13 protein-coding genes are annotated in these 12,970 nt (G+C 49.0%); all 13 read right to left on the reverse strand.

The window, feature by feature from the left end; all coding sequences use genetic code 11:
* Entirely contained in the window at positions 1 to 486 is a 486-nt protein-coding gene (gene apcD / locus AC1S5B_RS08080; RefSeq protein ID WP_482035163.1) for an allophycocyanin subunit alpha-B, read from the reverse strand.
* Positions 483 to 755: a hypothetical protein gene (locus AC1S5B_RS08085; RefSeq protein WP_482035164.1), complete on the reverse strand. Its 273-nt coding sequence runs from the start codon at positions 753 to 755 to the stop codon at positions 483 to 485. Before AC1S5B_RS08085 ends, apcD (AC1S5B_RS08080) begins: the two co-directional genes overlap by 4 nt.
* Positions 752 to 3,100, reverse strand: a complete 2,349-nt coding sequence (locus AC1S5B_RS08090) for a phycobilisome rod-core linker polypeptide (protein ID WP_482035165.1) — start codon at positions 3,098 to 3,100, stop codon at positions 752 to 754. Before AC1S5B_RS08090 ends, AC1S5B_RS08085 begins: the two co-directional genes overlap by 4 nt.
* Before the next feature lie 52 nt (positions 3,101 to 3,152).
* Positions 3,153 to 3,509, reverse strand: coding sequence for a hypothetical protein (locus AC1S5B_RS08095; RefSeq protein ID WP_482035166.1), 357 nt, complete (start codon positions 3,507 to 3,509; stop codon positions 3,153 to 3,155).
* A 122-nt stretch (positions 3,510 to 3,631) separates the two neighbouring features.
* On the reverse strand, positions 3,632 to 4,111 hold the full coding sequence (gene apcD / locus AC1S5B_RS08100; RefSeq protein WP_482035167.1) for an allophycocyanin subunit alpha-B: 480 nt from the start codon (positions 4,109 to 4,111) through the stop codon (positions 3,632 to 3,634).
* Between the two features lie 22 nt (positions 4,112 to 4,133).
* Positions 4,134 to 4,619, reverse strand: a complete 486-nt coding sequence (locus AC1S5B_RS08105) for a globin family protein (protein WP_482035168.1) — start codon at positions 4,617 to 4,619, stop codon at positions 4,134 to 4,136.
* Positions 4,620 to 4,733: 114 nt separating this feature from the next.
* Entirely contained in the window at positions 4,734 to 5,210 is a 477-nt protein-coding gene (gene apcD, locus AC1S5B_RS08110; protein ID WP_482035169.1) for an allophycocyanin subunit alpha-B, read from the reverse strand.
* Positions 5,211 to 5,275: 65 nt separating this feature from the next.
* Complete coding sequence (locus AC1S5B_RS08115) at positions 5,276 to 6,421, reverse strand: photosystem II q(b) protein (RefSeq protein ID WP_482035170.1); 1,146 nt, start codon at positions 6,419 to 6,421, stop codon at positions 5,276 to 5,278.
* Between the two features lie 310 nt (positions 6,422 to 6,731).
* Positions 6,732 to 7,241, reverse strand: coding sequence for an allophycocyanin subunit beta (locus tag AC1S5B_RS08120; RefSeq protein ID WP_482035171.1), 510 nt, complete (start codon positions 7,239 to 7,241; stop codon positions 6,732 to 6,734).
* Between the two features lie 34 nt (positions 7,242 to 7,275).
* On the reverse strand, positions 7,276 to 7,437 hold the full coding sequence (gene psaI / locus AC1S5B_RS08125) for a photosystem I reaction center subunit VIII (RefSeq protein WP_482035172.1): 162 nt from the start codon (positions 7,435 to 7,437) through the stop codon (positions 7,276 to 7,278).
* A gap of 118 nt (positions 7,438 to 7,555) precedes the next feature.
* Positions 7,556 to 8,074 carry a photosystem I reaction center subunit XI gene (locus tag AC1S5B_RS08130; protein ID WP_482035173.1) on the reverse strand — a complete coding sequence of 173 codons (519 nt, stop codon included), beginning with the start codon at positions 8,072 to 8,074 and terminating at the stop codon, positions 7,556 to 7,558.
* A gap of 114 nt (positions 8,075 to 8,188) precedes the next feature.
* Positions 8,189 to 10,420, reverse strand: a complete 2,232-nt coding sequence (gene psaB, locus AC1S5B_RS08135) for a photosystem I core protein PsaB (RefSeq protein ID WP_482035174.1) — start codon at positions 10,418 to 10,420, stop codon at positions 8,189 to 8,191.
* 53 nt (positions 10,421 to 10,473) lie between these two features.
* Positions 10,474 to 12,825 (reverse strand): photosystem I core protein PsaA, encoded by a 2,352-nt coding sequence (psaA, locus tag AC1S5B_RS08140; protein WP_482035175.1) that lies wholly within the window; start codon positions 12,823 to 12,825, stop codon positions 10,474 to 10,476.
* Between the last annotated feature and the right edge of the window lie 145 nt (positions 12,826 to 12,970).

Here is a 12,970-nt window from a genome sequence, read left to right on the forward strand (position 1 = left end):
TTAAATTCCCTGAGAAAAGGTATCAATAATATGGTCAAAGTAGGGCGTAACAGTGGCGGCATCGGCTTCCCCTAACAGGACAATCACTTCTGCTTTAATACAGCGCATTGCCTCCGCCCAGTTTGCAATGGGAATATTCAGCGATCGATACATCTCCTTCATGCCGATCGTCCCAATCTCTTCGAGGGGTTGTTGGTTGCCAGCCAACACACAGTAAGCAACCAGGCGGATATACCAGCCCTGATCCCGCTGACAGGAATTAGTTTTGCGGATGTTGCCACTGTTACTGGGAGTAATCGGGCAACGCTGCCAAAATCTCTGGCTACCTCGCTCCACCAGATAGCGTTCATTGCTTGCCAACTTATTGGCAATTTGGATGCGCTGTTCTCCTGATTTGCAAAAGTTTTGCATCATCCAAATTTCCCCTGCCGTGGGATAGCGCACCTCGTTATCGGCAGTTTCAATTAGCTGTTTGACCAGGCTCATGGCTCATTCTCCCGACTGTAAAACAATTGCACCCCCCCAAACCAGCCAAAATACAGCCGTCCAATCATGCGGCGATTGCTCTGGCGATCGCGCTTACGGGGATCGCGCGGATTGCGATTGGGTAACGCTAACGGTTGCCTCAGCCATTTTCTCAAGGCGGCTCCTAATCCCTGCAATTTGCGCCGTTGAGAGTGCAACATCAGCGGGGTTTCTGCCTGCGATCGCTCACCTGATCCAGTTTCAGTGGATCGGGGATTTAGGGGGGTCATGTTAACACCTCGGTTGGCTGTGGCGTATCCGATGGCTGTGGCGTATCCGAAACTGGTTCTTCTGGCACCTGGCTCATCAGTTCGGCAACCACGGCAGCGGGTGAAGGCGGCAACTGGAAGTTATTGTGCCCGTTATGCCCGTTGTGCCCGTTTTGTGAACGCGATCGCTGACTTGCCACTTGCATCATCCAAGCCCAAGCTCTACCGCCTTCAGAGACCTCGATCGCCGGAGCTACCGATGGAATCGATTCTGCCGGACGGCGAGTGGAACCCGCAAAGCCGTTTTGCCAAGAGTCACTGGAGCCTGTGGGCGATCGCAGTGCCAAGCCTCTAGGGGTGACATAGCGTTCATAGGGCACCGTATCTTCGCCAAACACCTCGCTGTATTCCGCACTATCGATCAGGGCATCGATCAGGGCATAGAAGCCTTGACGAGCGCAGAGGTCATAATATCGACTCAGTTCCTCACGCCCGTAGGTGGGTCGTCCGAGCAAGCGGCGATGGATATACTCGATCGCCTTGGTGACATAGAGCGATTCCCAAGCCTGTTTCCGAAACAGCCGCGATTTACCCAACTGTCGGATAAATTCCCGCAGTGTAATCTCTCCACTTTTCAGCTTCGTTTCCGCTGCGATTAGCCGTTGACCCGCGTAAACATCGCCGCCAAACACCTGCCGATAAGCGCCCAAAATGACGGCTTCAGAGGAGTGCAGAGAGACGTTGAGGTTGGGAGTTTGGGTTGAATTCCCGGAATGATTGACGCTGAATTTGAGCAATCGAGTGGCGATCGAACCCGGCACCCTGCCCAAGGCGTGAGCATCCCCATTGCCAGTCCCGCAACCAATCAAGATGCGACGATGATCATTGTTGAAAAATGCCGGATGTTCAGTGGGTGCATGATTAGACTGAGGAAAGATCGCGCCAAACTGAATTTCCAACGGATCATTGCCCACCCCATAGGGATGCTGGTCGGGCATAGGCTGACGATAGCTGCCAAATAGCGTAATAAATTGAGGGACTTTTTGCGCCGCTGCACTAAAGTTAAACAATGCAAGCTGTGTTCCCCAATTGCGGCATTCCTGCGCTTCCTGACCCAAGCCTCGCAGATAGGGAATCGTCTCTTCGCCAAAGTAATCGCTGTACTCTTGAGAATCCACTAGCGCATCAATCAGGGCTGCCAAGCCCCCGTGAGTGATGACATCAAAGTAGGTTTGAAATTCTTCAATCGAATACAACCCGCGTCCCAAAAAGTGGCGGACTGCTAATTCAATCACGCGACTGATGGTGAACGGCTCGTAAAACTCCTGGCGATAGAGGCGAGATTTGCCTAATCGACGGATAAACTCTTTGGTGGAGACTTGCCCGCTTTTTACCTGGGATTCGAGATCGCCCAAGCTCACGCCATAGGCGCGGGTCATATCGCGTTCAAACACTTGTCGATAGGCGGCTTTGATCGCGTCTTGCTGTTCTGTCACCGCCATTCCAGGTCTGATGACGAATTTAGGACGTAGGTTGGTCAGCTTATAGGTTTCTGGCAACTGTAACCCTTGCTGATCGAGAGAAACGCCTTGACGCACAAGGCCGGTAGGACTTTCCGTTTGATATTCGGCAATCAACACATCAAAGTGCTGACGAATAATCTCTTGGGCTGCTGGATCGTGCTTAAAGTAGCTCAAACTTTTCCACTTCAGCGTTTGAATTGCCACGACCGTAGCCGCTGTCACGTTCTCTGGAATTACCCCCCGCAATCCCCGCACATTCACTGCCAGAATGCTGGAATCGCCTGCGACGATCGCATAAATTACATAGCGCAAAAACCAGGAAATATCGCGCATCGACTTTTTCATGTTGCGAACGCCATAGCGCAACACATTGATCCGATGAAACTTATCGGGAACGGGGTCAAAGTCTTTTGCGATCGCAAGTTGTAGTCCTTCCAGCCAGCTATTTTTGGCAGTAGCCTCCCGTTTAGTACCGGATTCGGTATGTCTAAACTTCTGTGGCAACGCGCTCCCTATGGGCGTAGGTCGCCTCCGTTGCCATGCCCAACTGTTATGCCCTGGCAAATTCACGCGATTGGGCAATGGCTCTAAATAGATCAGCGGTGCGCCCCAAACAAAAATTCGGTTTCCTGCCGCCGAGACGATCGCCTCGGCATTTTGACTTAAGGTTTCAGCAATTTCCAACAGCTTTTCGCCGGAACGAAAGAAGTCCAGCAACTTATTTAATTCACTCTGTTTCAGCCAGCGGTCTTGCTGCTCCGCTTGCGAAAGTGCGATTGTTGGTAAGGTGTGATATCGTTGCGGATTTGCCACTGGGCTACCGCTGCTGATAAAAATACTCATGACTCTAAATCACTCCCGTTGGGAATAGTGTGGAACGATTCGATCAGCCTATCTAGCTCACAGGCGTAGCTTTTGACCAGTCCACTGCCGATGGCGATAGGCTTCTGGGGCGATCGAGCAAATCTCGATGAAGTTGCAAAATAGAGTGAATTCCCTGAAACGCCAAATCGTGGATTTTTAGACGTTCTTCTAAGCAAACGGTTAAAGGCTTGACCCTGCGTGATTCATCAGTCGTGTCAACCACTCCATACCGATTGCGAACCCGACTTAATACATAAGCAACTAGTTCTTGATGGAGATCTGGAATCAAAAATAGTTGTCGATATAGCGGGTTTTCTGACTCATCCAAAACTAGTTCAATCTCTTCAATCACAATGAGCGCAGTTAAATTAACAAGCTGCTCAGCCATGGCTAAGTTTCCTACTAAAACTTGATTTTGTAGGTTAGATAAAGTCTTAAAAACAAAAGTTTTAAGGCTCATTGAATTTATAGACTATTCAATCTAACCTACAAAAATGGGTTGGTTCTGTGCTAGGGCGTGAGTCCAGTAATGACATAGTCAAAATAAGGAGCCACCACCTTAGCATCATCTAGAGATAAGAGAATCAAAGCCGATTCTTTGAGACACTGCATACATTCCACTAGGTTTTCCAATGGAATTCCTAGAGAGATATACATCTCCTTTGCTCCTCGAATACCCACAGATTCAATGATTTTGGTATCTCCCTCAACTAGCGCATAGGTTACCAAGCGAATATACCAACCTTGGTCGCGGATACAAGAAGCGCGATAGGTTGGGTTACCGCTGTTGCTAGGCGTTATGGGGCGGCGTTCCCAAAATCGCTGGGTGCCAGTATTAATGATCGTTTGACTATTTGCCGCCAGAATTTTGGCAATTCGGAGACGTTGCTGCCCCTCTGCAAAGAAGTCGCGGATGGTATGCAGTTCTCCAATGGTGAGATACCGTGCTTCAAGATCGGCGATCGCGATCGTTCGGGTGATAATGCTCATAGCAAATAGGTGCCTTTGATAGTTAGCTTAAGCCAGCAGCAATGTAATCCAGGTAAACGCCCATTTCTTTGCCAGCATCCGCGCCTAACAAATCCGTCACCACATCTTTCATGGACTGCACTGCCCGAATGGTGGCGCTAACAGGAACGCCTAACGAGTTGTAAGTTTCCCGTAATCCATTCAAAACGCGCTCATCTAAAATCGATGGATCACCTGCTAACATGGCGTAGGTTGCATAGCGCAAGAAGTAGTCTAAATCGCGAATGCAAGCGGCATAGCGGCGGCAAGTATACATGTTGCCACCAGGAGCGGTGATGTCGGTATACATCAGCGATCGCGCTACTGCTTGGGTTACTAAAGTACTCGCATTCCCGCTGATATTAGTGGCTGCTTTTGCCCGTAATTCGCCACTCCGAAAGTAGTTTTGTAGCTTCTCTAACCCAGCATCATCCAAATACTTACCTTGAGTATCAGAAGAGTTAATCAATGTGGTAATCGCATCTTGCATTGTGAATCTCCTTAAGGTTCAATTTCGAGTCAATTTCAAGTTGATTTCAAGTTGATTGAAGAGGGTAGCGATCGCATACCGCTCAGCAATCCAAAATCACACATCTAAAATGATTTAGGACAGCGATCGAATGATGTAATCAAAATAGGGAGCCACTTCAACCGCATCTTCGGCACTCATCAAAGACACCGCTTCCTCTTTTAAACAGCGCATACATTCAACAATGTTTCGCAGCGGAATTTCTAGTGAGTTGTACATCTCCTTAATGCCCACCGTGCCGATCTCTTCCAACGGTTTTTCGCTGCCCGCCAAAATCGAGTAGGCGATTAAGCGAACATACCATCCTTGATCGCGCTGACAGGACGCGGTTTTGCGGGGATTCCCACTATTGCTGGGGGTCACAGGAACTCGCTCCCAGAACTTAGCACTGCCGTTTTGCACAATTCGCTGTTCGTTTTCTGCCAGCAGTTTAGCAATACGAATTCGCTGCTCTCCAGTCTTCAAAAAGTCCTGAAAAATCCGAATTTCTTTAGGAGCCGGGTATCGAGCTTCACTATCGGCATTGAGAATCAATTCAGTCACAATACTCATCGGGCTTCTCCTGGGAATTTACTACTGAAATGGACTACTTGTTAATCAAATCTAGCGACAGGTCACTAGCGAAAGGTCACGGGCACCGATTCCCCAGCAACCCAGTCTGGGGGAAGTTGCTGGCTTTCCAAGAAAAACTCTGGCGATCGCGATTCAGTGACCGCTTGCAGCCCTAAATTAATCTGAGTGATTCGATCTGCCCACGTTGGAACCCCTCGACCATTGCTATGCAGCGCTGGTTGATCTAGATTACGCGGGTGAAAATCTAACCCAGAAATATCGACTCCCAAAGCGGCTGACCAAATGCCTGCTACCGGTAAGGCAGCTAAGACAAAGTGCAGCGATCGCGAGTCAGGAAAGGTTAAATATCGCCCCCAGGTTCGATGTTGATAACTTTGGGCAGCATCAAAGCGATAGGTTTCCTCCTTTTGTCCGAACCGATAGCCAACGTTGATCGATTCATCGTCGCCTGTCTTACGAACGAAAGTTGAGGTCACTAGCGACCCATGCACTGCACTACAAAAAGCGCCCCCAAAAACTCCGACTACACCAAATTGATGGAGCGGATTCATCAAAATGTTGTGGTCTGCCTGAAACCGCATCATAAATGTGAAGGTTCCAGAAACTCCCAAGGGCATTCCCGCCGAAAAACCACCTTGCCCAATCGGATAGATTAGGAGGACTGATAGTGCCGCTGCCACGGGAGCCGTAAACGCTAGAGAAATCCAGGGGCGCATTCCTAAGCGATAACTTAACTCCCACTCTCGATCCTGGTAAGCAATAAGCCCAATCACGAAATGCAACACTATCAATTGATAGGGACCGCCGTTATATAACCACTCATCCACGGAAGCCGCCTCCCAGATTGGATAAAAATGTAGCCCGATCGCAGCAGAAGTAGGCACAACTGCCGCTGTCATCAGGTTATTTCCATCCAATAATGAACCCGTAATGGGAGTTCCCATTCCAGCCATATCAACGGGTGGAGCCGCAATAAACGCAATGATAAAGGTAGTGGCAGCAGTTGCCATCGTTGGAATCATCAACATTCCAAACCAGCCAATATAGATACGGTTATCGGTGCTGGTCACCCAGGCGCAAAATTGCTGCCAGAGTTGGGAAGGCGTTTTTCGGTTGACTAAAGGGCTTGTAATTGTTGCCGGACGAGCGGAATCACGACCAGACACAATCTCACTGCTGGACTGTGACATGCAATTCAAATCTCCTTACAGTATTCACCTAACTGAATAATCGAAATTTTGTGATTAAAACTGATTTATAAGGTTGTAATCAGGTTTATTTAGGCTTTGACTGCCATCTCTAATAAAGTGATAGCAATCAGGCTGATGAAAATTAAGATTAAATCAAAAAAATGAAGAACTGATAAAGAGATGAAACTCATTAAAGAGATCAAAATAATTTATCTAAAAACTGATTTAAAAATAAATTTAGCACTCAAAAACAATCTTGTTGAGATGCAAGATATATCAAGTGCTAAATCGAATATTGAATTGTGCTGAGTTAAACGTTGCGTTCGCTCAATTCGCGAATAATGTAATCAAACGGTTCATCGACAAAGGTAGAATTGCTTAGCTGTGCCGCTACCAGTTTTTGATGCACTCGCTCCTTCATCAGTTGCACACTCCGAGCCGTTACCCCTAGGGGAATGCCAAGGGAGTTAAAGGTGTCTCGTAGCCCAGCCAGCAAGCGCTCATCCAGGATGCTAGTATCTCCGGTCAGCAGAGCATAGGAAGCATAGCGCAGGAAGTAATTCATGTCCCGCAGATACATACTGTGACGACGAGTAGTATAGGCGTTGCCACCGGGCTGGATAAGATAGGGCAATTCTTCAAATAGTTGTCTGGCGGCTTCTCGAACAATTTCTACGGCGTTGGCATTAATCACGGCGACCACTTCAACTCGTGTGCTACCGGTGTCTAGGTAGTTGGCGAGAGTGGCGATCGCGGCGGTATCTAAAAAGCGATCGGTCACATCGTAGTGATTAATCACCCGATTCAGCATATCTTGCATGTTTGATCTTCCTTAATAGTTAAAGTTTTGATAGTCAAGCTTCTGTACTAGATTCTTCTTCGGGAGCCTCTTTTTCGATCCACAAAAACACCATTGCAATCACTGGAAACGGCAAAATATAAAAAACCAGTGGAATCATAATCCAGGGTAGCCACGAGGCTGAATAGGCACCCGTGAGTTGAGTCAGGTCTACCATGATCACTCTCCTAAATAAATTTCAGTTTGAATTGTGAAATGTCGATATTGATATCGAGATCGCGCGAATCATGATGCGATATCGGAATGGGGCGATCGCGCGATCGCCCAAACTGGCGTTACTGGATGTTAACGGCTCCGCGCAAACTGGCATCTAAAAACCCAAAGTTTTCTAGCAAGAAATAGGCAAACACCGCTCCGCCCATCGATCCTAGAAAAACTCCACTATTCAATTGGAACCATTCTTCCTTCGTTCTCAATGGTCTCAAATCATCTTGCGAATAGCGACTGTAGGCACCTTTGGGATTGCCTTGAAATGTGGTTAGGGCGAACAAAGAAATGCCTAAACAGGCTAAAGCAGTGATATAAACCGTCGTAATTAAACCACTCAAGTTCGCACCATGAGCCGTTTCTCGCAAGGGTCCCACCACAATCTCAGGACCAATCAGAAAATATCCGTGTGCCATGCCAATTTCCAATCCCCGGATAAAGGGAGTCAATCCTGGGCGGTAGGCGGGTAAGTTTCTGATAAAGGCTTTTACTAAGGGCGAGTCATTGATTGGAGTCGATAAGTTACCCAGAAAGGGATCTCCTTTATAAGGTTTAACCCAGTCTGTTTCGTTAGTGGTATAGCTCATAGAAGTGTCCTGCAATAGAAGATAAGAAAAGTCCTAGCGATGGCACTAGGACTATTAGCTAGTTTCTGAGAGAGAGGAGAGTCTCAACATTCGCTAGCCAAACTTGAGGCGACGCTACCCAAATTTGCTTGCAGTTGCGCCGATTAAAAATGCGCCGTAGGTGGCGACATAACCCACTGTGAAGTGAGTCAGCCCCACAAGTCGAGCTTGCACAATCGACAATGCTACGGGTTTATCTTTGGGATAGCCAAACGATAATGGGGTGCTTTCATGTGCCCAGAGCAGGGTTTCGATCAATTCTTGCCAATAGCCACGCCAGGTAATCAGGAACATAAAGCTGACTGCCCACGCAAGATGACCAAACAAGAACATCCATGCCCAAACGGCTAAACTACTGGTGCCATAAGGGTTATAGCCATTGACTAAGGGACCTGAATAGAGCCAAAGATAATCTCGGAACCAGCCCATCAGATAGGTGGAGCCTTCATTAAATTGGGCGACATTGCCTGACCAAATTGCTAGATGCTTCCAGTGCCAGTAAAAGGTGATCCAGCCCATGGTGTTGAGCATCCAAAAGATTGCTAGGTAAGAGGAATCCCAGGCAGAAATATCGCAGGTGCCGCCGCGCCCTGGTCCATCACAGGGGAAGGCATAGCCAAAATCCTTTTTGTCGGGCATTAGCTTGGAACCACGGGCATCCAGTGCCCCTTTGACTAGAATCAAGGTAGTGACATGGAGACCTAGGGCGATCGCGTGATGGACTAATAAGTCACCGGGTCCAATCGTTAGGAACAATGAGTTCGTGCCATTGTTGATCGCATCCAACCAGCCCGGTAGCCAAACATTGGCATAATTGGGCCAAGCCGTAGTCGCCACACTATCTGGATTCGATAGGAGCGTATTGAAGCCATACAGCAACTTGCCATGGGAGGCTTGAATGAACTGAGCAAACACTGGTTCAATCAAGATTTGCTTATCTGCGGCACCAAAAGCAACCTCAACATCGTTGTGAACATAGAGACCGAGGGTATGGAAGCCGAGGAACATCGACACCCAACTCAGGTGAGAGATCAGCGCCTCTTTGTGGGCAAGCATTCGTGCCAACACATTGTCCCGGTTGAGTTGGGGGTCATAATCCCGCACCAAGAAGATTGCTCCGTGAGAAAACGCGCCCACCATCAGAAATCCGGCGATGTATTGATGATGGGTGTAGAGCGCTGCCGTGGTCGTGAAATCTTTCGAGATGAAGGCGTAGGGCGGCATGGAATACATGTGCTGCGCGACCAGCGATGTGATTACGCCTAAACATGCTAGGTGCCAACCGAGTTGGAAATGCAAGGAGTTGTTATAGGTGTCGTAAATGCCTTGATGTCCACGTCCTGTTTTGGGAGCAATAAAAAAGCCTTTCCAACCGGGTCCTTGGAGCGCCTCCAGCATTTCTTTGATGTTATGCCCGATGCCCCAATGGGTGCGGTACATGTGTCCGGCAATGATGAAGATAACCGCGATCGCCAAGTGATGATGCGCCATATCCGTCAGCCAAAGCGACTCGGTTTGAGGATGAAAGCCACCCAAGAAAGTGAGGATGGCAGTTCCCGCCCCTTGCGCCGTGCCAAAAACATGATTCGCTGTATCAGGATTTTCCGCATAAGCCATCCAATTCCCCGTGAAAAAAGGCGCTAGTCCAGCGGGGTGGGGTGGCATAGAGAGGAAATTATCCCAGCCAACATGCTGTCCCCGTGATTCGGGAATGGCGACATGGACGAGGTGCCCTGTCCAGGCGAGGGAGCTAACCCCAAACAAGCCTGCCAAATGATGATTCAGACGGGATTCAGCATTTTTGAACCAGCCGAGACTGGGACGAAAGCGGGGTTGGAGATGCAGCACACCTGCAAACAGAAACACCGATGCCAGCAACATCAAAAAGAGCGCACCGACAAACAAATCATTGGTGGTTCGCATTCCGATCGTGTACCACCAGTGATACACCCCGGAATAACAGAGATCCACTGGATTTCGGGCACCCGCTTGGGTATAGGCTTCGATCGCGGGTGGACCAAACTGAGCATCCCAAATCGCGTGGGCAATGGGTTTAACGGTCAGTGGATCTTTGACCCATTGTTCAAAGTTGCCCTGCCATGCGACATGAAATTGCGTGCCCGATGCCCACAGAAAAATAATCGCTAGATGTCCAAAATGGGAGGCGAAAATCTTTTGGTAAAGATTCTCTTCGGTCATCCCATCGTGGGTTTCAAAGTCGTGTGCCGTGGCGATCGCGTAGAAGATTCGCCTCGTCGTTGGATCGCTTGCCAGATCTTGGCTGAATTTAGGAAATTTAGTCGCCATAATTCATATCGGGTTGAGTATTGGATATTGAGTGTTGCATGGAGCGATCGAGGTCATCCCAGAGCCACCGTTCGAGCCAGGAAAAATGCCCAAGTCGTCACAATTCCGCCTAACAAGTAATGCGCCACACCCACCGCTCGTCCATGAGTGATACTGAGGGCACGGGGTTGAATTGTGGTCGTAATCTTGAGCTTGTTGTGCGCCCAAACAATGGACTCAATCAATTCCTGCCAGTAGCCCCGACCACTAAACAAGAACATCAAGCTAAATCCAAAGACAAAGTGTCCAGCTAAGAACATCAACCCATAGGCTGACAGCGCCGAGTTATAGGAGGTAATCACTTGGCTCGACTGTGCCCAGAGAAAGTCTCGCAGCCAGCCGTTATTTGTGATGGAAGAGGTGGCAAAGTTACCCCCCGTAATATGGGATATCGTGCCATCCGCATTCACCGTCCCCCATACATCGGATTGCATCTTCCAGAAGAAGTGGAAAATCACCATCGACAGGGAGTTATACATCCAGAACAAGCCGAGAAATACATGATCCCACGCAGAAACCTGACAGGTGCCGCCGCGTCCGGGTCCATCGCAAGGAAAGCGGAATCCCAAATTTGCTTTATCAGGAACTAGGCGCGAACTGCGGGCAAACAGCACCCCTTTCAACAGCACTAAAACCGTGACATGAATTGTGAAAGCATGGATGTGGTGAATCATGAAATCGGCAGTTCCTAGCGGAATCGGCATCATTGCTACCTTGCCAGCCACCGCTACGACACCACCGCCCCAGGCATAGCTTACGGGTGCGCCAATGCCGGGAGCCGTGACTCCCAAACCCGAAAGAGCAATATTGTGCGCTCCGCCAAAGCTGTCACCCAAGGGGGCTGCTGCTTGCAATGCCCCGATCGCCCCAGTGTGAATATGCTGTATCCATTGGGCAAACACGGGCTGCAACTGAATGCCTGTATCTGAGAACATATCTTGGGGTCGTCCAAATGCCCGCATCGTGTCGTTGTGACAGTACATCGCAAAGCTGTGGAATCCCAAAAACTGACACACCCAGGCAAGGTGAGAAATGATTGCATCCCGGTGCCGTAGCGTCCGGTCTAGTACGTTGTTCACATGGTCAACCGGGTTGTAATCCCGCACCATGAAAATGGCTGCGTGAGCCGCTCCTCCTACAATACAGAAGCCCGCAATCCAGACATGATGGGTGAACAGAGAAGTCACGGTGGCATAGTCTGTTGCCAAGTAGGGATAGGGCGGCATGGCATACATATGATGCGCCACCAGCAGGCTGGCTGTGCCGAACTGCACCAAGTGAATCGATAGATTCGCGTGCCAGGAGGTTTCAAAGATTTTGTCGAGACCCTGATGCCCCCTTGGTCCAATGAAATTGAACAACGGAAACATTTTGGGGGTTCTGGCATCATCCAGTAACTCTCTGAAACTATGACCGATGCCCCAGTTGGTGCGATAAAAGTGACCAGCAATGATGAACAAAACCGCGATCGCCAAATGGTGATGGGCAGTATCGGTTAACCAAAGACCGCCCGTAACGGGGTTCAGCCCTCCCTTAAAAGTGAGGAAATCTGAGTAAGCCCCCCAGTTGAGCGTGAAGAAAGGAGCCAGCCCTTTGGCAAAACTGGGATAAATATCCGCCATTAGTTGCTTATTGAGAATGAACTCGTGGGGCAAGGGAATGTCCTGAATAGCAACACCCCGATCCAACAGCTCATTGGTCGGCAAGGCAACATGGATCTGGTGACCCGCCCAGCCCAACGAACCACAGCCCAGCAACCCTGCCAGGTGGTGATTCATCATCGATTCCCAATTCCGGAACCACTCCAGTTTGGGTGCGCTTTTGTGGTAGTGAAACCAGCCTGCAAATAGCATGAGGGCTGCCATCACTAAGCCACCGATCGCGGTGCAATAGAGTTGAAATGAGTTGGTAAAACCAGCAGCGCGCCACATGTAAAATAATCCAGACGTAATCTGGATTCCGTGGAAGCCGCCGCCCACATCAGCATTTAGAATATCTTGCCCAAAGATATCCCAAACAACTTGGGCGCTGGGTTTAATGCCTGTCGGATTGTTCATCCAGGCTTCGTAATTAGAAAACTTAGCCCCATGAAAATACATGCCGCTGAGCCAGATAAACACGATGGCAAGATGCCCAAAGTGAGCCGAGAAGATTTTGCGGGAAACATCTTCTAAATCACTAGTGTGCGTGTCAAAATCATGGGCATTGGCATGTAGATTCCAAATCCAGGTGGTGGTTTTAGGACCACGGGCAAGGGTGCGATCGAAGTGTCCAGGTTTAGCCCACGGCTCAAATGAGGTGGGAACTGGATCGCGATCAACGGTCACTTTTACCCGTTGTCCTCTCTCCGGAGGACTGATGGACATTTAGACTCTCCTTATGATGCGAGCTGCAAGGAACGGCGGAGGTTAAAAATTGAGGTTAAGGATTTCAGAGAACCTCTAAACAGGCTCTGCAAGGGATATCAGAGGTTTAGGGGATGCAATGTAGAATAAGCAGAAAAAATAAAGA

The organism is Leptolyngbya sp. CALU 1928 (genome assembly GCF_056784215.1).

Coding starts and splice junctions, on each gene's coding strand:
- apcD (WP_482035163.1), bottom strand. CDS start 486: ATGAGCCTGGTCAAACAGCTAATTGAAACTGCCGATAACGAGGTGCGC.
- AC1S5B_RS08085 (WP_482035164.1), bottom strand. CDS start 755: ATGACCCCCCTAAATCCCCGATCCACTGAAACTGGATCAGGTGAGCGA.
- AC1S5B_RS08090 (WP_482035165.1), bottom strand. CDS start 3,100: ATGAGTATTTTTATCAGCAGCGGTAGCCCAGTGGCAAATCCGCAACGA.
- AC1S5B_RS08095 (WP_482035166.1), bottom strand. CDS start 3,509: ATGGCTGAGCAGCTTGTTAATTTAACTGCGCTCATTGTGATTGAAGAG.
- apcD (WP_482035167.1), bottom strand. CDS start 4,111: ATGAGCATTATCACCCGAACGATCGCGATCGCCGATCTTGAAGCACGG.
- AC1S5B_RS08105 (WP_482035168.1), bottom strand. CDS start 4,619: ATGCAAGATGCGATTACCACATTGATTAACTCTTCTGATACTCAAGGT.
- apcD (WP_482035169.1), bottom strand. CDS start 5,210: ATGAGTATTGTGACTGAATTGATTCTCAATGCCGATAGTGAAGCTCGA.
- AC1S5B_RS08115 (WP_482035170.1), bottom strand. CDS start 6,421: ATGTCACAGTCCAGCAGTGAGATTGTGTCTGGTCGTGATTCCGCTCGT.
- AC1S5B_RS08120 (WP_482035171.1), bottom strand. CDS start 7,241: ATGCAAGATATGCTGAATCGGGTGATTAATCACTACGATGTGACCGAT.
- psaI (WP_482035172.1), bottom strand. CDS start 7,437: ATGGTAGACCTGACTCAACTCACGGGTGCCTATTCAGCCTCGTGGCTA.
- AC1S5B_RS08130 (WP_482035173.1), bottom strand. CDS start 8,074: ATGAGCTATACCACTAACGAAACAGACTGGGTTAAACCTTATAAAGGA.
- psaB (WP_482035174.1), bottom strand. CDS start 10,420: ATGGCGACTAAATTTCCTAAATTCAGCCAAGATCTGGCAAGCGATCCA.
- psaA (WP_482035175.1), bottom strand. CDS start 12,825: ATGTCCATCAGTCCTCCGGAGAGAGGACAACGGGTAAAAGTGACCGTT.